The organism is Nostoc sp. NMS4, from assembly GCF_017115095.1.
Classification (GTDB): Bacteria; Cyanobacteriota; Cyanobacteriia; order Cyanobacteriales; family Nostocaceae; genus Nostoc.
The window spans coordinates 16,034-37,589 of sequence record NZ_JABXKI010000086.1 but is presented as its reverse complement, the minus strand read 5'-3'; the positions used below and the strand labels follow the sequence as shown (position 1 = coordinate 37,589).

13 protein-coding genes are annotated in these 21,556 nt (G+C 42.2%); 8 read left to right on the top strand and 5 right to left on the bottom strand.

Going from position 1 to position 21,556, the window contains the following annotated elements:
• Window positions 1–29: 29 nt before the first annotated feature.
• Entirely contained in the window at window positions 30–650 is a 621-nt protein-coding gene (locus HWQ37_RS05670) for a hypothetical protein (RefSeq protein WP_292744776.1), read from the top strand.
• 170 nt (window positions 651–820) lie between these two features.
• Here the strand turns inward: HWQ37_RS05670 and HWQ37_RS05665 are convergent, their stop codons facing one another.
• The 4 genes from HWQ37_RS05665 to mnmG form a co-directional block, all read right to left on the bottom strand.
• Window positions 821–1,798 (bottom strand): bestrophin family protein, encoded by a 978-nt coding sequence (locus HWQ37_RS05665; protein ID WP_292744774.1) that lies wholly within the window; start codon window positions 1,796–1,798, stop codon window positions 821–823.
• Window positions 1,799–2,295: 497 nt separating this feature from the next.
• Window positions 2,296–3,657: a hypothetical protein gene (locus HWQ37_RS05660; RefSeq protein WP_292744772.1), complete on the bottom strand. Its 1,362-nt coding sequence runs from the start codon at window positions 3,655–3,657 to the stop codon at window positions 2,296–2,298.
• A 361-nt stretch (window positions 3,658–4,018) separates the two neighbouring features.
• Window positions 4,019–4,162, bottom strand: coding sequence for a hypothetical protein (locus tag HWQ37_RS05655; protein ID WP_292744770.1), 144 nt, complete (start codon window positions 4,160–4,162; stop codon window positions 4,019–4,021).
• Window positions 4,163–4,209: 47 nt separating this feature from the next.
• Window positions 4,210–6,132, bottom strand: a complete 1,923-nt coding sequence (gene mnmG, locus HWQ37_RS05650) for a tRNA uridine-5-carboxymethylaminomethyl(34) synthesis enzyme MnmG (protein WP_292744817.1) — start codon at window positions 6,130–6,132, stop codon at window positions 4,210–4,212.
• A gap of 384 nt (window positions 6,133–6,516) precedes the next feature.
• Between mnmG and HWQ37_RS05645 the strand changes: the two genes are divergently transcribed.
• The 5 genes from HWQ37_RS05645 to HWQ37_RS05625 all read left to right on the top strand — a co-directional run bounded on the left by HWQ37_RS05645 (window position 6,517) and on the right by HWQ37_RS05625 (window position 12,481).
• Window positions 6,517–7,389, top strand: a complete 873-nt coding sequence (locus HWQ37_RS05645) for a D-alanyl-D-alanine carboxypeptidase family protein (protein ID WP_292744768.1) — start codon at window positions 6,517–6,519, stop codon at window positions 7,387–7,389.
• A 170-nt stretch (window positions 7,390–7,559) separates the two neighbouring features.
• Window positions 7,560–7,715 carry a hypothetical protein gene (locus HWQ37_RS05640; protein WP_292744766.1) on the top strand — a complete coding sequence of 52 codons (156 nt, stop codon included), beginning with the start codon at window positions 7,560–7,562 and terminating at the stop codon, window positions 7,713–7,715.
• A gap of 174 nt (window positions 7,716–7,889) precedes the next feature.
• Window positions 7,890–8,768, top strand: a complete 879-nt coding sequence (locus HWQ37_RS05635) for an N-acetylmuramoyl-L-alanine amidase (RefSeq protein WP_292744764.1) — start codon at window positions 7,890–7,892, stop codon at window positions 8,766–8,768.
• A 155-nt stretch (window positions 8,769–8,923) separates the two neighbouring features.
• Window positions 8,924–10,183: an FAD-dependent hydroxylase gene (locus tag HWQ37_RS05630; RefSeq protein ID WP_292744762.1), complete on the top strand. Its 1,260-nt coding sequence runs from the start codon at window positions 8,924–8,926 to the stop codon at window positions 10,181–10,183.
• Window positions 10,184–10,606: 423 nt separating this feature from the next.
• The gene (locus HWQ37_RS05625; protein WP_292744760.1) at window positions 10,607–12,481 is read left to right on the top strand and encodes an iron uptake porin; all 1,875 of its coding nucleotides are present in this window, start codon (window positions 10,607–10,609) and stop codon (window positions 12,479–12,481) included.
• A 17-nt stretch (window positions 12,482–12,498) separates the two neighbouring features.
• On the opposite strand, the gene HWQ37_RS05620 is transcribed toward HWQ37_RS05625, so the two are convergent.
• Window positions 12,499–14,019 (bottom strand): site-2 protease family protein, encoded by a 1,521-nt coding sequence (locus HWQ37_RS05620; RefSeq protein WP_292744815.1) that lies wholly within the window; start codon window positions 14,017–14,019, stop codon window positions 12,499–12,501.
• A 104-nt stretch (window positions 14,020–14,123) separates the two neighbouring features.
• Here HWQ37_RS05620 and HWQ37_RS05615 point away from each other — a divergent pair, with 104 nt between their 5' ends.
• Both HWQ37_RS05615 and HWQ37_RS05610 read left to right on the top strand, forming a co-directional pair.
• Window positions 14,124–14,855 (top strand): MBL fold metallo-hydrolase, encoded by a 732-nt coding sequence (locus tag HWQ37_RS05615; RefSeq protein ID WP_292744758.1) that lies wholly within the window; start codon window positions 14,124–14,126, stop codon window positions 14,853–14,855.
• A gap of 308 nt (window positions 14,856–15,163) precedes the next feature.
• Complete coding sequence (locus HWQ37_RS05610) at window positions 15,164–21,487, top strand: ATP-binding sensor histidine kinase (protein WP_292744756.1); 6,324 nt, start codon at window positions 15,164–15,166, stop codon at window positions 21,485–21,487.
• Window positions 21,488–21,556: the final 69 nt, after the last annotated feature.

The window sequence follows — 21,556 nt, the reverse complement described above, 5'->3', positions numbered from 1 at the left end:
GAACTCGTTGAAGATTATACCCCTGACTTATGATGAAGTTACCGCAAACGATTCCAGTTCTTCTTTTTGGGGCTAGCTTGGCTATACTTTCCCCTCAACTTTGTGATGCTTTCACTCTTCAAAAAGTAGCTAACTTTGCCCAAGCATCAAGCGATTTGCCAGTGGTCAAATCAGCAGGACTGTCGCCTGATATGGATGTACCTTGGTCGAAACCCGTGAGAATTGTTGATCCCTTTGAAGGCGAGCTTTTTGGGGTTTTTGACCGCAACTTCTTAGGTGGATATTTGTACCGTGAGGGTTCAAAGCAAGTTATTAGTTTGTGGACTCATTCAAGCATTAGAGTACTGGTGACAGTAAATTCTAGTCAAGCAAGGTCTTCGTTTTATACCGCAGGTCGTGTGTATCCCAGACCTGACTATCTTAGGTTTGTGAGTACCAAAAAAGTTGATAAACTTTTGCTCAAGGTCAGGGAAAAAGTTTTTCAATTAGACGGTTCCACCGGCACTTTTGCTGTCAGTCAAGAATTAGCCACCGCTTTAAAAAATGCTCCCGATGAGAACTTAAATATCAGACTAATATTGGAAGCCGGTCAAACTGTTGATAGCGAAATTGGTAAAGGGACGGTAAAAGCTTGGCGAAGTATTTATTAAGCAATTGGATTTTTCACTTCAGTATTATCTAGGATTTTTAGACATTGCCTCGTTCCCAGTCTCCGACTGGGAATGCCTTTGAGAGGCTCCGCCTCTTGACTTGCGGCAGAGCCGCAAGGATCATAATTTCCAGCCAGAGACTGGAAACGAGGTTTGAAAAGTTTATGGATTTAATAAGAACGAACATTGTTAGAAGTAAGCCTAATTAATTCTTCTACATTGTTTGAGATTGTATTGCAAATTGCATTTAAAGGTAAATCATTGGGATCGAACCCAAAAGGTTCTTCGATTTCTGAGCCAATTTGTTCAATACTTAATAATGTGAAACTTACAAAAGCCATTACTATACCAGTCCACCAATTTAAAAAGCTCACAATTTCCAAAGGTAATATCAGACAAAACATTAATAACAGTTGTCTAAGTTTAATAGTATATATCAAAGGCAGTGGCGTTTTTAAAATGCGTTCGCAACCGCCTAAAATATCTACTAAATCATCTACACAGTTATGCAGAGTAGTGAGTTGATAGACATTTAGACAATTTCGGTCATGCTGATACTGCAAGTAATCTCCTATCCAGTAAGCAATTTGTAGTGGAGGATGATTACTCTCCTGGAGTTGCAAATATTGTCTTTCAGATATTAATGATGCTAACTGAGAGTCTAAAGGCACCGATCTTAGATGTAACTTCATTGCAACTGCAAAAGCAGTTACTAACCTAAGTATTGCCTCCTTTTCTAATTTATCTTGCAGTGTCTTCTCTTTAACTATTATCGAAATACCACGAGTTAAGTTACGCGATGTATTAACTAAAGATCCCCATAATTGACGACCTTCCCAAAATCTCTCATGGGCTGTATTTGTCCGAAATACTAATAGTAATGTAAAGCCAATATTAAAACTTAAAACAGCATTGGTAAGAATATTGTTGGAATCTGAAAATGCTATTGGTAATCCTAAATGATCTAAAAATGATATGAGAGTACCATAAATAGTACAAAAAATTACCCAAGGAAGAATTATAGAGATAATTGAGCTTTCAAGCCGGAGAGCTACTTGAAGCCAACTCAGCTTTTCGCCTTTGTAAAGATGATACTTTTCTCTTAAAGAATTTTTAGAAGTATTTTGAAAATAGTTAGGTTGTTTCATATTGGTGAAGTTTGAGGATTACATCAATTAGCAAACTAACTTTTTTTTAGTTAAATATATCTTGGTTAAGCAAGATATGTGCAAAATGTAGGTTTTCAAATAGTCACCGTAGTGAAACTATAAACACAAGTTATAGTTCTAACATTGAAATTTATTTCTGTGAACCCTCTTTAGGTAGGGAAATTCATTACATTCAATTTAGATGTTTTTCAGCTTACCAATTCTGTATGAAGATGCGCTAAAGGATATCTAAGTATAATAAAGAAAAACGTAGACGCAAAGCAGCCTCACAAAAAAATGCTATAATCGTCACTCAATAGTTACTAGAGTCTGGTATAGGTAAAAGCGATCTTGCTGCCAATAAAGCTGATAATGTTAAGGCTATAAAGGGGCAATCAAATTATTTCAATCAATTATTGCCGATCGCAGTACTGTTAATGGTGATAGATGAGTTTAATCTTTAAACCCTCCTCAACCCAGGCAGTGGCTGAAAACATTTATAATTTCTGTCCGGCGTAAATCGATCGCACTTCGCCGTTACGTCGAACAACTGCTTCGCCATTACTGACATCTACTAGTGTCCAACCGCTTGAGCCGATGTTTTCACCCATATTGATCCGGCGAGTCACGCCATCGATTTTAAACAAAGCGGCTGATTTGTTCCCCAACTCTAGCAATCCCTCTAAGGTATTACTCGGAGCTGGAGCTTCTGCGATCGCAGTTGGCGGATATACTTGTTCCTGGGTAATAGTTGGTTCTGACTCTGGCGCGAGTGCAGCACGCAATGGAACTACTGGTAATGCAGGTAAAGGCTTGGGTGTTTGGCGCACGCTAATCGGTGCTGTTTTGGCCGCCACAGGTTTGAGTTCGGCTCTGACAGCAGCAGCTAGCATATTGACAGTCACAGGCTTGGCAGCTTGTCGCACTGTATTCAGGGCAGTTTTCACAACATTAGGTTGAGATGCCCGTAATGCACTGGGAACTTGTGGTAAAAGTGTGGGAGTCCCCGGAATGGCTGGAAGGGCGTAGCGCATTGGTGACGGAGCTTGATAAACTGGAACGTAGATGCGCTCAACAACACTTCCAGAACGGTTGGGGGCTGGCGGTGTATTGTTAGCTAGAAGTGGAAGTGCTGGTAGATTACCAGTTACTTGCTCACGACCAAGGGCTATTTGGTTAGTATTTGCCTGACTGGAGAATCTTGGACTGAAAGATTTTTGATTGCTTTTTACTTCTTGCTTATCTATAACTGCCAGTGATTGCAGCATATAGTCAACTAACTCTGCCTCAATTTCTGGTTTTACCGGTGACTGCGGTTGCGGCACTGTCAGCGCTGACTCAGGCAATTTGTTATTTAAAAGATATACGACTCCAGACTGCACCAAGTAGATCGTACTAGCGATCGCCACGCCTAAAGTTGTGCCGATAATCAGCAGTTTGCCCAAAACCTGACTATTTTTCTGGCGCTTTCTATTAACTGATTTAACGGTGGCGGTGTCAAATACAACGGTACTCAATTGCTTGTGGTTATCTTGAACAACTGACTGCACTGGTTGGTTCAGTGTGTTCGGTAAGATAATCTGTGGTATCGTAACTGTTTGCAGAGGGACGTATTCTGGAGGCGATTGGCGTTGAGCTTGGGCGGAAACTCCAGCAACAGAGTGGCTCGATCGGTTCTGACTACCGTGCCTAACAGTTTGAGAAGGTAGATTACCACTAGCATCCAGAATGTAGTCGATATCGGCAAAGAGTTCATCCATTAGGCCATCAGCATAGTTTTCTATCGACCAAGGCTCGTTGGTGATTAAGTCTTCTGATGGTTCTGGTACTATGAGACGGGTGCTGGCTTCTTGTAACATAGACGTTCTGGGTTGTTGCTTGGATGAGGAAACGCCACCCCTACTGCCTAGAAAGTGCTGAGTGCTGAGTGCTGAGTGCTGAGTAAAAATACCAGTTCCCAGTTTCCAGTCCCCAGTCCCTCTTTCATACTTGGTGGTGAAACTTGTTTCATAGACACTGCTTGGAAATTAGGATTATCAGAGGAGGCAGCAGGTAGAGGGCAATTCTTACTGGAGGAAAGAAGTATGAATAAAAAACTTTAGTTCTAAGTAATTTACCGGATTAAAAATCAGAATTGTATTGAGACGTGTCGAGCGAGATACAAAGAGTGGAACAGCTTTGCCTCCGGTCTTGCCCCAATCCTATACAGTTGTGCGTGGGTTACTCCTGCGTTCTGCCTCCTGAATAATGAAACATCCAATCCCTCATCTGATTGAGATAAGTTGATTGAGTGTTGGTATTAAATTCAACTTTCATCTGGGGATTGTTGATGATGCCAGTACTAATAGTTATGTCATCTATCATACCAATCTCTCTCCCTACTACTATACTCAGTCTTTATCAAGCTTGTGTTAAGCTAACGCTGGAAACTCTGGCTGGCTCTTGGTTCTACGCAATTCTAGATATAATAATAAGGCATTAATATCTGCTGGGTTTACACCACCTATACGTGCAGCTTGACCAAGAGTAAGTGGTTTTATGTGAGTCAGCTTTTCCCGTGCCTCAATAGATAGAGTATCAATTGTTGTGTAGTCTAAATCCCCAGGTAACTGGCGGTGGGCTTGGCGAGCAATTTGGTCAATTTGATTTTGTTGCCTAGCAAGATAGCCAGAATACTTGATGTCAATTTCTGCGCCTTCTTTCTCGGCTCGGTTGAGGTTGGGGTTTCCCAATCCGAACCTGTCGAGTTCAACGTAATGGAATCCGGGACGGCGCAATAAGTCGTTGAGAGTAATTGAACCTTTAATTGCTTGTTGGGTATCAGATACGATCGCTATTCCAATTTCATCATGTTCTTTAACTCGTGTGACTTGCAATCTTTGTTTTTCTGTGGTAATATTACCCTGTTTTTTAGTAAACATATCCCAACGGCGATCGTCAATTAAACCAATTTCTCGTCCCAAGGGTGTCAGGCGTTGGTCGGCATTGTCAGAACGCAATAGCAATCGGTATTCTGACCTACTGGTGAGCATCCGATAAGGTTCTCGCAGGTCTTTTGTACACAGGTCATCAATTAGCGTCCCAATGTAACTTTGCTCGCGGGCAAACACAATCATTTCTTGAGAGCGAACAAATCGAGCGGCGTTAATTCCCGCCACCAGTCCTTGAGCTGCGGCTTCTTCATAACCTGTGGTGCCGTTAATCTGCCCAGCACAAAATAGCCCTGCAATCTTTTTAGTCATCAGTGTGGGGTAACACTGAGTTGCTGGTAAATAGTCATATTCCACTGCATAAGCCGGACGCAGCATCACACATTTTTCCAAACCGGGGAGAGTCCGCAACATTTGCAACTGCAAATTTTCTGGCAACCCTGTAGAAAACCCTTGAATATAAAGTTCGGGTATATCCCTTCCTTCCGGTTCAATAAAGATTTGGTGGCTTTCCTTATCGGCAAAGCGGACAATCTTATCTTCAATACTGGGACAATAACGCGGCCCTTTGGCTTCCACCCAACCGCCATAAACTGGCGACAGGTGTAAATTTTCTTGAATTAGGCGATGGGTTTCGGCGGTTGTGCGGGTGATATAGCAAGGCATTTGTTCCCGTTCCACCCACACATCTGGGTCAAAGCTGAACCAGCGCACATCTTCATCACCTGGCTGGATGAGCATTTTACTATAATCTACCGATCGCTTGTCTACCCGTGCTGGGGTTCCAGTTTTCAGTCTACCGGTTTCAAATCCCAGGCGATTCAGGGTTTGTGTCAATCCTTCAGCTGCAAATTCTCCAGCACGTCCGGCTGGCATTGATTTGTTACCAACCCAAATTTTGCCTCCCAAAAAGGTGCCGGTTGTTAAGATGACTGCTTTGCATTGGAACCCGACACCAAAATAAGTTTCAACCCCAATGACTTCACCGTTAGCACCCAGCACCAAATCTGTTACCATACTTTCGCGGATTGTCAAGTTTTCTTGGTTCTCAACAATATTTTTCATCACCCCTGCATATTCGCGCTTATCAGTCTGGGCGCGTAATGCCCAAACAGCAGGCCCCCGTGAAGAGTTGAGGATACGTTTTTGCAGATAGGTGCGGTCTGCTACTTTACCAATTTCTCCGCCGAGTGCATCTACCTCATGAGTCAACTGAGATTTGGCTGGGCCACCTACTGCTGGGTTACAAGGTTGCCAAGCGATTTTATCCAAGTTGAGCGTCAATAGCAGGGTACGACAACCGAGGCGTGCAGAGGCGAGAGCCGCTTCGCAACCGGAGTGACCTGCACCGACGACTATGACATCAAAAGCGTCTTGGAATTCAACGGAATTGTGCATGGTCATACTTACAGGATCGGCAAGCTTAGAGTTCTTTTCAATTTTAACTGTTCCAGTGGTTTCATGGATGTAACTTTCTGATAAAAAAGTTATCAAATTTACTAGTACTCAATTAAAGGCAAGGTTCCATTTTTTAACTCTACTAAGATGGGAAAAATATCATCTTTTTAAAATTTGTGACAACGTTCCGGGTTGTCGATCGCAGCTATTGTTCATATCGTTAGCCAGCACCAATTAATTTCTAACTGGTATGTATTAAATATTTTATCTAAATTGGATGAAACTATAGCTCAACGCCGAGAAATCATCTGTGATTTTCAATGATCAATCATAGATATTTTCTCAAATATTCTTAATTTTATTCTTGAATCACTAAGCAATTATTTAAAAATGAAACTCACCCTTCCAAATCAAAAAAATATTAGTAGGTTTATTAGAAAGACAAGTTTTATCAGTATAGTTATCTTGATAGTTTTTGTATTAGTAGCTAGCAATGAGATTACCCACCACAAAGTTGCTATAACTGCTCAACCATTACAAGAATGCTTGATTAACGATTCATTACCTTGTACAGATAGCTCTAAAAAGGCAACATCAGAACCATTTATTCCCGATGTCAAATTAAATCCTCAACAGCGTTTTTTATCTGCGATCGCTAGAAAATTAACCACAATTCCCCAGCCTGGTACTTATGAATATACTTTGCTGCGAAGCTATGGTGCAGTATTCGTAAATCCCGATATTGGGATTAAACTGCCGTTAAAAGATATCTTTGCCAACGAACAAGAAACCCAAGAATTTCAAACTAATTTAACAATGGGTAATATTGATGGCACCAACGACTGTTATTTGCAAAAATCGGCGGCTGATGCTTTAAATAAAGCGCGATCGCAGCAACAGATTCCGCTAAAATCTGGTTATGGCTCTGGTGATTGTACTCGCACTTTCAACACTAATTTAAAATTTTGGAATAAATATGCTAACAATCAAGTTTTAGCAAAAGTTCAACAGGGTAAAGAAACAAAAATTCTCGGTTTAGTTGCACCTCCCGGAACTTCACAACATCTTTTAGGACTAGCGATTGATTTACGCATAGGCACTAAAGAACAGAGAAAAGCTCTGAATCAAAATGGTTGGTTTCAAACAGTAGAAAATGATGTTCCACATTGGACTTATGTGGGTTTATCTGAAGAAAGTTTACCTCTGTTTGGTTTTAAAAAACAAACTATTCGAGGTATTATTTATTGGATTACGCCATTATAATTAGTAGATCCGGTATTGAGTCTTGAGACCATAAGCTCATTCCTGCGATCGAACAAACTATTAACTAAACCGTGTTAGCGTGACACAGCTAAAATAGTGCATTACCTGGATTTCTCACCACATCTCATTAATTAAATAAGTAAAGAGTAATAAGTAATAAGTAATAAGTAATGAGTAAAGAATCTTACTTATTACTTATTACTTCACCCGCGAGGGGAGCAGGGGAGCTTGTGAGAAATGCGGGATTAGATGTAGGTTGGGTTGAGCAATGCTCAACCCAACCTACAAATTTTTTTGCTACTACCCACAGCATTGAAATTAAATAGCTTTTAACAGCACTATTGCAGGTATTATCAAGGTATATTTGACTAGAATTAAGGTATTATAGCGATTATTATTTGGATACCATAAACTGTAGGGGTTTACAGAAGTGCGCCTCTACGAAGGATACGCCAGTTTAGCTATAAATTAATATCTACCTTTTTACGGGTATTAGAAAAATGAAGTTTACAGACTGGGTGACTAGGGTGCTACTAATCTGGCTGATGTTCGCCACTCTAATCGTAGTGCTGCTAATTGGACGAGCGACAAAATTACACAACAATCCGACAATATCCCGTATATCCAATCCACAGGTTACAGCTTTCAGTCCATATCCCCAGGCGCAATTCCAATCGGCGAAAGAGCCAGAGAAGAAATTCCAAAATGTTATCAAGTCCCCAGTCAAGATTAACCAGACTGTAGCAAGGTATGTAACTACTCAAGCTTTTGCACGCTACAGACCTAGTTATCAAGTTGCTTCGGTTGACCCCAGTAACTATGGAGAACGGTACGCCCAAGATGTGAACGGTGTAACTCTCCACAACCAACCGATTATTGTCCTCCATGAAACTGGTTATTCTGCTTCCAGCGCCGTTAATTTCTTTCAAGTAGCCCATACTGATGAAGGTGTGCAAGCAAGTTACCACGCTTTAGTCAAGTTAGACGGAACGGTGGTTTATCTAGTACCGCCAGAAAAGCGGGCTTTTGGTGCAGCTAACTCAGTATTTGATGGTTCCGAGGGAGTGGAAACTGTGCAGACTAATCCGAATTTGCCCGCATCTGTGAATAATTTTGCTTATCACGTCTCTTTAGAAACACCGCCAGATAGTTATGACAGTAGCAGCGAACAAACCCATAGCGGCTATACGGAAGCTCAATATCATTCTCTTGCTTGGTTAATTGCTCAAAGTCAAGTTCCAGATCATCGCATCACTACGCACCATCTAGTAGACCGTTCTGGTAAAAAAGTTGACCCGATAAATTTTGATGGTAAGAAATTTCTCAGCTTACTTAATACTTATCGTCAGGTTAGACCAATTTATCGAGTTAGTAAATAATTTAGGGTTTATGCAAAATTAGGGAAACGAACCGCAAAGGACGCAAAGTACACAAAGGAAGAGAAGGAAGAAATGCTTAGTTTAGCTTTTAAAGTTGCTCAAGGAGGCGCGATCGCGTCAAAATAATAGTTAAGACGCTGTAATCTAACTTAACAATGACCATAACGCAGCTTGAGCAAACTCTTTCCCCTCAACCAACACCGCCAAATGAGCGGGGATATGAATATGATTTGGTAATTGTCGGCGGTGGGATTATTGGGTTAACTCTAGCCTCTGCTTTAAAAGATTCTGGTTTGAGTATTTTGCTAATTGAGGCGAAAGTGGCATCTGCGGCGGTAGCTAAGGGACAAGCTTATGCTGTTCATCAGCTTTCGTCGCTAATTTATCAAGGTATTGGCGTTTGGGACAAAATGTTGCCTGAAATAGCCAAATATTACCGCGTTCGCCTTTCGGATGCCGATTCTCCTAATGTGGTGGAATTTACTACAGATGATATAAATACAGCAGAATTGGGTTATGTGGCGGAACATCAAGCACTGTTGCAGCCGTTGCAAGATTTTGTCAAAGATTGCCCAAATGTGACTTATCTGTGTCCGGCGGAAGTGGTAAATACGCAATACCAGCAGAATATAGTCGCCATTGATATCAAAATTGCCAATCAGTTAAGCACAGTTCGCAGCAAATTAGTTGTAGCAGCAGATGGATCGCGATCGCCAATTCGCCAAGCGGCTGGAATCAAAACTTCTGGCTGGAAATATTGGCAATCTTGTATTGTAGCATTTGTCAAACCAGAAAAACCCCACAATAACACCGCTTACGAAAGATTTTGGTCTAGCGGCCCCTTTGCGATTTTACCTCTACCGGGGAACCGTTGCCGCATTGTCTGGACTGCGCCTCATGAAGAAGCAAAAGCTTTGTGTGCTTTAAACGACGAGCAATTTTTGGCAGAACTCAGCCGTCGCTATGGCGATCGCATGGGGAAATTGGAATTGCTAGGCGATCGCTTTGTTTTTCCGGTGCAACTCATGCAAAGCGATCGCTATGTTCTCCCTCGACTAGCATTAATTGGTGATGCGGCGCACAATTGCCATCCCGTCGGCGGACAAGGTTTAAATTTGGGTATTCGGGATGCAGCAGCTTTGGCGCAAATAATTCAAGCAGCGCACAAGGCGGGTAAAGATATTGGCGATATTCAGATTCTCAAAGGTTATGAACGCTGGCGCAAGTTAGAGAATCTGACAATTTTAGGTTTCACCGATTTGTTAGATCGGATGTTTTCTAATAATTTCTTCCCTGTGGTGGTAGTTCGTCGCCTCGGTTTATGGTTATTGCAGCGAGTACCTGTATTAAAAGTATTTATGCTGAAATTGATGATTGGCTTAAAGGGGCGAACTCCAGAATTAGCAAAAAGATAAACCCCTTTGGGTAATTCAAATTTGATTTCGTTCAAATCAAAAGACTTAGATCCCTGACTTCTTAGAGAAGTCGGGGATCTGCTTATTCAGCAATGATTTAGGATTGCTATATTTAATAACTGTTTATCTTATATCCGATACCATAAAAGCACACTACTCTAATTATTATTTTGTCAATAGTAATTATCAAAATTATCAATAGTACTAATTGTTAATTCTTTGCAAAAATAGTATTTACTATAATTTAATACTTGCGATATAAACTGATGTTTTGATAAGTCAAATCAGAAATAACTTTTCTGATATGCAAATTTTAAAGTTAACAAGACTATCTTGCTAAAGATACTTTAAATTTACTTATCAATACCATTGAAATATCGCAATTAAGTTTGTCACTAGTTCAGATATAGATTGGGAGTTATCATGGCAAAATATCTACTAGCTTATGCTGGGGGAGTAGGCTTTTTATGCTTAATTTCTGGGTTATCACCAGTACAAGCCATTTCTAATTTAGAGATTGGCAATAAAAACTTAGTAATTTATCAAGATGTTGATAGCCATGAGAAAGTTGATTTTCACAAAAGCAATTTAGCCAATGCTATTTCTGGTAAATTACTGATAGCTAATGAAAGCCAAAAAGATTTAGAGTTTAGTTCTGCTAAGAATTCTTTACAGACAATCACAGCCCAATCTGCAAACTCATCTCAAGCATCAGACAAACTTGCACAAGTAACATCCGTATCCCAATTGTCTGATGTACAGCCGACAGATTGGGCTTTTCAAGCACTACAATCTTTAGTTGAACGCTATGGTTGTATCGCAGGTTATCCCAATCAAACCTATCGGGGTAATCGGGCGATGACTCGTTATGAATTTGCGGCTGGCTTAAATGCTTGTTTATCTCGAATCAATGAACTAATTACTACATCAACTGCTGAATTGGTCAAAAAAGAAGATTTAGCCAAGTTGCAGAAACTACAAGAACAATTTGCTGCGGAATTGGTAACATTACGGGGTCGAGTCGATGCTGTAGAAGAACGCACAGCAGAACTACAAGCAAATCAGTTTTCTACTACTACCAAACTTAATGGTGAGGCCATTATTGCTGCTATTGATGCTACCGGCGGCGCTCCTAATAAGAGCGATCCTAATATCATCCTAGTAAATAGAGTGCGGTTAAATCTCACCACGAGCTTTACTGGTAAAGATTTATTAATTACTGGATTGCAAGCTTATAACTTTTTGGGTGGAGCCAATGGACAGGGTAGCCTACAAGAAAGTTTAGGATTAGCTGCGCCGCTTTTAAGTGCGAGTAGCGCACGTACCAGTTTTGAGCCACAATTTCCGGGGTTAAATGTCAATACTTTGTCGAGTGTTGGTGCAAACAGTGTTCAGCTTTACAAATTACTGTATATCTTTCCCGTCGCTGAGAAATTAACCTTGTTTGCGGGAACTGCGGCGGAAACATCAGATGCTTTCCCAGCAATTACGCCTTTTTATGGTGAAGGGCAAGAGTCAATATCTCGTTTCGCCGGCTTGAATCCTGTGCTACGGGTTTCTGGTGGAACTTCGGGTACTGGTTTGGCATCGGCGGCGGGATTTATTTTTAATATTTCGCCAAATTTGGATTTCAGAGCTTTATACGGCAGCGTAAATGCCAATTTACCCGAAAAATCTGCTAGTGAGGCAGTACCAGGAGTTTCTACTACACCTTTGGGAGCAGGTTTGTTTAGTGGTAGTAGTGTTGTAGCCGCACAGTTAACCTTGAAGCCAAGTAGCGCTCTTGATATTGCTCTCAACTATGCCCACAGCTATCACGAAATCAATATTTTGGGTACAGGATTAGTTAGTGATGATATTGGTGCTTTAGGAGGGGTTGCGGCTGGGACACCGGTCGCGCTCGACTCTGTTGGGAGTACGGTAACATGGCGATTGTCTCCCAAGATAGCCTTGTCTGGTTATGGTGCAGCCTTGTTTGTTGATGCTTCTTCTAGTAGCGTCAATGCTTCCACCACCTTTACAAGTTGGATGGTGGGAGTTCACTTTCAAGATTTATTCAAGTCAGGGAATAATGCGGGGATTATTTTTGGTCAACCCCTTTACCGTACTGATGCTAGTGGTTCGGCTCAACTTGGTGACAATCGAGCGACTCCTTACCATTTAGAAGGGTATTATCGCGTGAAAGTCAGTGATAATATCAGCATCACCCCTGGTGCATTTGTTCTGTTTAACCCAGAAGGTGACAGCAGAAACGAAACAACAACTGTAGGTGTACTTCGTACTACTTTTACGTTTTAACAGAAAGGGGGAGTTTTTTAAATTTGCAAAAAGTTAGCGATCGCTTGCGGTAATGGCAGAATGATTACAATCAATAAAGCCATTGCCAATAACCCCCAAACGTCACGTTGATTATCCAATTCAGTGACATCATTCAGTGCAGGTTCATCAATCAAGGGCATAAATAATAAGATAATCGCCCACACCAAAAATTCTTCCCGAACTAAAGAAAGTAACAGCAACAACACGCGGGCAATTTGACCAATGACGATCGCAATTCGTTGTCCAAACATCGCATGGACAATGTGACCTCCATCTAATTGTCCCACAGGCATTAAATTTAAGGCTGTGACAATTAGTCCCAGAAAACCTGCTACTGCAACTGGATGCAAATCGAGGGCTGATTTTGCTGTTAACTGACTTCCCAAAGCTAACTTCGAGAGTAGCGCTAATAAGATGGAATACTTAGGATTGAGAGCATCAGGATTTAAAAGTCCGGTTTTTTCAGTCAGAGAAACCACATCAGAATGAGCCAAGCCCCATATTAGCAATGGTAAAGTGGCAACAAAACCTGCAATTGGCCCAGCGATACTAATATCAAATAAAGCTTTGCGGTTGGGAATGGGACTACGCATCTGAATAAATGCGCCAAAAGTTCCTAAGAAGAAAGGTACAGGAATAAAGTAAGGCAACGTCGAGCGAATCTTGTAGAATTTAGCTGTCAAATAATGCCCAAGTTCGTGAATGCCCAAAATAGTCATCAGTCCTAAAGCATAAGGCAATCCCTTAAATAGGACATCTCGGTTAGAGAGAAGCTTGAACAAAGATCCAATATCCCAGATAGGCGGCAGAGTAACACCAGTATTTTCTACTCCCACCAAGGTAGTAGTGAGCAAAGTAGCTGCTAGTAGTACAAGCGCTAATCCTGGGCGAGTTAACCGTTCCTGGTTGCGTCCGGGATTTGTCTGTTTAGCAGCTTGAGTATTGGGAACCAGCACAAAGAAAGGTTTGCCATTGAAACCTTCTTGAAAGATCAGCAAGAAGCGATCGCCAAATTGTGCTTCAATATTAGCCTTAATCTGCTGGTAAGCGTTGCTGGCTTTAGTTCGCAACTGACCACGGCAAATCACAGATTGTGGTCGATACTCAATATTTTGAACGTAGTATACAGACCAAGGAAAACAATTTCGCAGTTGGGTTTCTTCCGTTAGTTCAATAGGACGCACCATTGGTTCTGGGGTAGGCTGGATAGTCGGTGGTGATTCTGAGGCTTGGGTTTGGGCTTCATCGGTCTGTGTATCTCTTGGTGCTTGACGACCCCATTGAAACAACATCCAGTACAACACTGTGCAGACAAATACCGACCAGAGAATTAGTCCTGGCGGCGGTGGTGGTTTCGCCCCGTAAATGAGCGTCCATCCACTCAACAGAAATGCTGGTGTCATTAAAACCAGCCACAACAACCATACTGGTGTGCGGGTGATGTGAGCAACGCTGCGCTGCACCATTAGATAAGTAGCTAGCCCCAGCAGGAGGATAAACAGAAACCAAAATAGCATGTTATCTTCAGTAATTTTGACAAAACGCCCCACTAGTAGCTTCAGCACCATAGCATTAACTACAAGGCAGACCTCAATCCCAGTCCCTAGTCAGTTATTTTATTATGTTCCCCTTACCTCAACAGCGAAGCCATACAACTAAGCCGCCACGCCCTATTTTCCCTGACGAAGTTCTGAGCGGAGGTTCTCTGCAATCGGACTTCGCACAAGAGAGCATTTTTGCCTTTCCACCCAATCGGGATACATTAGGGGGAACCTCTTATTTTATTGTAAGAAATGAAGGCAATATCCTCATAGATTGCCCTGCACTAGAACAAACAAATCAATATTTTTTAGCAGCGCATGGAGGCGTGCGTTGGTTATTCCTCACCCATCGCGGTGCTATTGGCAAGACTGCTGAAATTCAGCAAACCTTTGGCTGCGAGGTGCTGATTCAAGAACAAGAAGCGTATTTGTTACCAGGTTTAACCGTAACTACCTTTAGGCAAGAATTTACTATTGATACGGAAACACAAGTAATTTGGACACCAGGCCATTCTCCCGGCTCATCTTGTCTCTACTACAGCGAACTTGGAGGTATATTATTTTCTGGTCGTCATTTACTCCCTAACCAGCATGGTAAACTAGTACCATTACGGACAGCTAAAACTTTTCACTGGCCAAGGCAAATTCAGAGTCTTCGATTCTTGTTAGAACGTTTTACACCAGAAACTCTCCAGTATATTTGTCCTGGAGCTAATACAGGTTTTCTCAGAGGTAAGCGTACCATAGATCGAGCTTATCAACAGCTCGCCTCTCTCGATTTACCAGCTTTGCTGGGGATACAGCCCCTTTAGAGGTAGGTTAACTCGACTCGATCCAAAATTAACAATCTCGGTGAGAAATCATCAAAAAGCGATCGCCATGAGGTGCTGAGTTAGAAGTTTTGTTTATCTTCTTGTCTCCCTCATCTCCCAATACGGTTCGGTTAAGGTTTTTTGATGAAAATTCTAAATTACAAAGACGCGATGAATCGCCGTCTCTTGCCTTAACCGAACAGTATTACCTCATCTCCCTCATCTCCCCAATTCTCAATGCCAATTGTTAACCAAGATATTGTCCTGGGAATTATAAGGCTAGTATAAAGAAATTCTCGTAAAAGTTTATGAGCGCAAAAGTTGATGGAACTTTAAGAATCGCTGGCTACCAAATCATCGAGGAACTATATTCAGGTTCTCGTACTCAAGTGTATCGGGCAATTCGAGAAGGCGATACCTTCTCTGCGAGACGCTACGCGAACGGTGGGCTTCGCCAACGCCTACCAGTTGTCATCAAGCTCTTAAAACGAGATTACCCAACTTTTAGCGAATTAGTCCAGTTTCGCAACCAATATGCCATCGCTAAAAACCTAGATATTCCCGGCATTATCAAACCCTACAGCTTGGAAGCCTATCTCAATGGCTATGCCTTAGTCATGGAAGACTTTGGTGGTGTTTCTTTGCGGCAATTTACCCAAGGAAAAACACTAACATTAGAGCAATTTTTACCTATTGCTCTGCAACTGCTAGACACCTTACATCACTTACATCAACAGCGTGTCATTCACAAAGATATTAAGCCAGCCAATATCTTAATTCACCCTGACACCAAACAAATCAAGCTGATTGACTTTAGTATTGCCTCACTCTTACCACGAGAAACCCAGGAAATCCAAGGCATCAATGGACTGGAGGGAACCCTCGCTTATCTTTCGCCAGAGCAAACCGGACGGATGAACAGAGGTATTGACTACCGCAGTGATTTCTATTCGTTAGGTGTGACTTTCTTTGAATTACTGAGCGGAAAATTGCCCTTTGAGTCCCATGAACCGATGGAATTGGTGCATTGTCACATTGCAAAACTTCCCCCTGCGCTCTGCGATTTTAACCCCGATTTGCCCTTGATGCTGGGCGAGATTGTCCGTAAACTGATGGCAAAGAACGCCGAAGACCGGTATCAAAGTGCGCTAGGACTCAAACACGACCTTGTTACCTGCTTAGAACAGTGGCGAGAAACAGGCAAACACACCTGGTTTGATTTAGGACAGCGCGATATTAGCGATCGCTTTCTCATCCCCGAAAAACTCTACGGACGGGAATCGGAGGTACAGACTTTATTAGAGGCATTTGGCCAGGTTGCCAATGGTAGCTCTCAACTGATGTTGGTGGCGGGTTTCTCTGGTATTGGCAAAACCGCAGTCGTTAATGAAGTGCATAAGCCCATTGTCCGGTGGAACGGCTACTTCATCAAGGGGAAATACGACCAATTTAACCGTAACATTCCTCTATCTGCTTTTGTGCAAGCCTTTCGTGATTTGATGGGACAGTTGCTGACTGAAAGCGATACTCAACTCCAACAATGGCAGAGTAAAATTCTAGCAGCAGTTGGAGAGAACGGGCAACTTCTGATCGAGGTAATTCCTGAACTGGAGCAGATAATTGGTAAACAACCTGCGATCGCTGAACTCTCAAGTAGTGCAGCCCAGAACCGTTTCAATCTGCTATTCCAACACTTCATTCAGGTGTTCACAACCAGAGAACATCCCTTGGTAATATTTCTGGATGATTTGCAATGGGCAGATTCGGCATCGCTGAATTTGCTGAAGTTGTTAATGTCTCAGAGCGATTACGGCTATCTATTCATTATTGGTGCATACCGCGATAACGAGGTATCTGCGGCTCATCCACTGATGTTAACTGTAGATGAAATTAAACACGCATCTGCATCTTCTTGTATTAATACCTTAAGCCTAGCTCCCTTGAGTCAAGCAGATGTCAACCATTTAATTGCTGACTCCCTTAGTTGTACAACCGGCCAAGCATTGCCGTTGACAGAGTTAGTTAATCAAAAAGCTAAAGGTAATCCCTTTTTCACGACTCAGTTTCTGAAAGCGCTACATGAAGATCGGCTGATTACCTTTGATTGGGAGGTAGGTTTTTGGCAGTGTGATGTCGCGCAAGTGCGATCGCTGGCTCTTACCGATGATGTGGTGGAATTTATGGCCCAACAGCTTCAGAAATTGCCCGACACCACTCAAGATATTTTAAAACTGGCAGCCTGTATTGGCAATCAGTTTGATTTGGCGACGTTAGCGATCGTCTCTGAAAAGTCGCAGATAGAAACTGCCTCAGACTCGTGGAAAGCATTACAAGAAGGATTTATCATTCCCATCAATGAGGTTTACAAGTTTTATCAAGATTCCTCATTGGTAATTGGTCATTTGCAAATGACAAATGACAAAGGACAAATGACAGTTTATAAATTCTTACACGATCGCGTCCAACAAGCTGCCTATTCTTTGATTCCTGATGACCAAAAACAAGCAACTCATCTCAAAATTGGGCAATTGTTGTTACAGAAGACTTCACTCAGAGATCGGGGCGAAAAACTGTTTGATATCGTCAATCATCTCAACGTCGGGCAATCTTTGATCACCCAACCATCCCAACGCCATGAACTCGCTGAGTTAAATCTTGCTGCCGGACGTAAAGCCAGAGCTGCAACGGCTTACAGTGCAGCGATCGCTTATTTGAAGACGGGCATCGATCTGCTTCCTAGCGATCGCTGGCAAAATCAATATAACCTCTGTCTCGCCCTTTATGAAGGTGCAGCCGAGGCAGCTTACCTGAGTACCGATTTTGAACAGATGGAACAGTTAGCAGAGATAGTGCTGACTCATAGCCATTCCTGGCTCGATCGCGTCACTACATATCAGGTAAAAATCCAAGCTGGCATCGCCCAAAATCAATATCTAGAGGCTTTGCAGCTGGCACGAGAAATTCTAAAACACCTTGGGGTGTATCTGCCAGAGCAACCAACTCAAATAGAAATCAATCAGGCGCTTCAACACACCCAAACACTCTTGGGCAGCAGATCGATTGAATCACTGTTGGATTTACCCGAAATGACCGCACTGGAGCAAAAAGCAGCAATGACAATTATATCGAACATCATGTCTGTTGCTTATCAAGTTGCTCCAAACGTCTTACCCTTGCTCACCTTTATTCAAGTCGATTTATCTGTGCAATACGGGAATGCAACAGAGTCAACATATAGCTATGTTCAGTACGGGGTGATGCTGGTGGCGATGTTAAATGATATTGATGCTGGCTATCGCTTTGGACAACTAGGGATTAACCTATTACAGCGCATCAATGCCCCCAAGCTTGCGGCTAAAACCATTTTTGGATTCAACGTCTCCCTCAGACATTGGCGAGAACCAGCAAAAGACACGCTGGACGGGTTTCTGCAAGCTTACACTTGTGGATTAGAAACAGGCGATCTTGAATATCTTGCCCTCAGCCTCTTCTGCCACAACTACACCGCTTATTTTACTGGGCAAGAACTTTCTACCCTCAAACAGACGATGGACTTGCACCGCAAGGTCATCCAGCAATATCGTCAGGATGGCTACTTGCACATTCAAAGTATTTACTATCAAGCGGTACTCAATTTGCTCGAACCTACACCCGAACCCGATCGCTTGTGTAGTAAATACTATGATGAAAATGAGATGATTCCACTTCATCTCGAAGCCAATCAATTACTGGCAATCTGTCAAATTTATTTCAATAAACTGTTCCTTTCCTATCTGTTCCATCGCTATGAACAAGCGCGAGAAAATGCCCGTCTAACAGAACAGTATTTGGGCGCAGCAGTCGGACTAATACACGTTCCGCTCTTTTCCTTCTACGATGCCCTGGTGCAATTAGCGATTTATGCAACTGTTAGTCAGACAGAACAAGCAGCCATTCTAAATCGGGTCTTTGCCCATCAAGAAAAACTTCAGGAGTGGGCATTTCATGCACCCAGGAATCAGGCTCATCGCTGTGCGCTAGTTGCCGCAGAACGGTGTCGAGTTATAGGTGAAAAAGCCGAGGCGATCGATTTGTACGATCGCGCGATCGCTCTTGCTAAAGAACACAGCTATACCCAAGAAGAAGCACTTGCCAACGAACTAGCAGCTAAATTCTACCTCGATTGGGGTAAACAGCGCATTGCCCAGGAATACATCACCCAAGCCTACTATGGCTATGCTCGTTGGGGCGCAAAAGCCAAAGTCGCCGACTTGGAACGCCACTATCCCCAACTTCTCGCCCCCATCCTCCAGCAAACCCGTTCTCCTCTCTCAACGAATGAAACTATTTTTACATTAGAGAGTTTGACTTCCAGCAGTTCCGCCACTTCTAGTAGTAGCAGCGTATCTGTTGCTTTAGATTTAGCAGCCATTCTCAAAGCTTCTCAAACCCTTTCTGGGGAAATTGAACTAGAAAAACTGCTTTCAGTCTTGCTGCATATCGTGATTGAAAATGCTGGAGCCGATAAATGTGTATTCATGCTTTTGGAGTCAGGTAGGTTGCTAGTTCAGGCGTTAGCACAGCTTTCCTTAAGCGGTGTACAAAACATCGATTTTTACCCGATGTTGCTCAACCCACAGCCTGTTGAAGACTCTGTTGATGTGCCAGTTAGCTTAATTAATAGTGTCAAACGCAACTTACAACCATCAGTAATTACTGATGCCACGGTGCATCCGCAACTAATCAACGATCCCTATATTCAGCAACAGCAACCCAAGAGTCTCTTGTGCAGCCCGATTTTGCATCAGGGTAAATTGCTGGGCATATTGTACCTGGAAAATAATTTGGCAACGGGAGCCTTTACAAGCGATCGCGTCGAACTACTAAACTTACTTTGCGCTCAAGCCGCAATCTCTCTAGAAAATGCCCGAATTTACCAAAATTCTCAAAACTATGCTCAAAAATTGGCACAATCTCTAGTACAATTGCAAGCTAGTGAAATCCGCTTCCAAAATTTGGCAAATAATATTCCTGGGATGGTGTACCAATTCCGTCTGGAGGTGGACGGTTCAACTTCAACACCCTATGTTAGTTCTGGCTGTCTCGATTTGTATGGGTTAGAGCCAGAGCAGGTGATGGCAGGGACGCATAGCCTTTACAACATGAATCATCCTGACGATCGCCAAGCTATTGCCGAAGCGATCGCCTATTCAGCCCAAACTCTGACACCATTTGAAATAGAATGTCGGATTATTTTACCTTCAGAAAAAGTGAAATGGGTTCGATCTACTGCTCGGCCAGAGCGACAACCTGATGGCGCTATCCTATGGGATGGGGTGATGATTGATATTAGCAATGCCAAAGAGGCCGAAGCATCTCTAGCCAAAGAACGAGAGTTTTTGAATGCCATAATTCACAATATTACCGATGGAATTGTTGTTTGCGATGCTAGTGGTAAATTGACTCTATTTAACAAAGCAACTCGTGAATTTCATGGCTTACCAGTAGAATCATTAGCAGCAGAACAATGGGCAGAACATTTCGATCTCTATCAACCAGATGGGCAAACACCCCTATTAACCACGGAAATTCCTCTGTTTCGCGCCTTACAAGGGGAAATCGTCGAAAATGCCGAAATGATAATTGCACCAAAGCATGGTTTGAGGAGAATTTTGTTAGCTAGCGGACAAGCAATCTTCGATTCTTCGGGCAATAAACTGGGTGCAGTGGTTGTGATGCGAGATATTAGCGATCGCAAACTAGCAGAACTTGCCTTGCAGCAAAAATCACTTGACTTAGAACAAGCGCTAACCGATCTGCAAAATGCCCAATTACAAATGGTGCAAAGTGAGAAAATGTCTGCACTAGGTAACTTAGTTGCTGGTGTCGCTCACGAAATGAATAATCCTCTCGGTTTTATTGCTGCCAGTCTCAAACAAGCTAAACCTACCATCGCTGATGTAGTTGCACACTTAAAACTCTATCAAGAAACCTTACCTAATGTGAGTGATGAGATTCGTAACCATGCCGAAGAAATTGACTTGGATTATAGCTTAGAAGACTTGCCTAAGATAATTGATTCCATGACTATGGCGTGCGATCGCCTGAAAAATATCAGCACCAGTTTACGAACTTTCTCCCGTGCCGATAAAGATTATAAAGTACCCTTTAATATTCACCAAGGCATCGACAGCACGATTTTAATTTTAAAACATCGTCTGAAAGCTAACGAGCAACGTCCCGCAATTGAAGTAATAACTAAGTACAGCAATTTACCTCAAGTTGAGTGTTTCCCTGGACAATTAAATCAAGTATTTATGAATCTAATCGCAAACGCCATTGATGCCTTAGAGGAATCAAATATTGGCCGAAGTTTTGCCGAAATTCAAACAAATCTAAACCGCATTACAATTACAACTACAGTAGAAAATCATCTAGTTAAAATTACAATTGCCGATAATGCTAATGGTATCGATGAAGAGATAAAACAAAAAATATTTGACCATTTATTTACGACGAAAGCTGTTGGTAAAGGCACAGGATTAGGACTCGCGATCGCTCGGCAAATTATTGTCGAAAAACATGGCGGGAAATTGAGTTTTAACTCGGTTTTAGGTGAAGGTACAGAATTTATGATTGAAATTCCGGTATAACTTATCGTTCTTGTTGCGAAACAGCTTCAGATATCTGGGAATACTAAATCTGGAAACCTCAAGGATTTA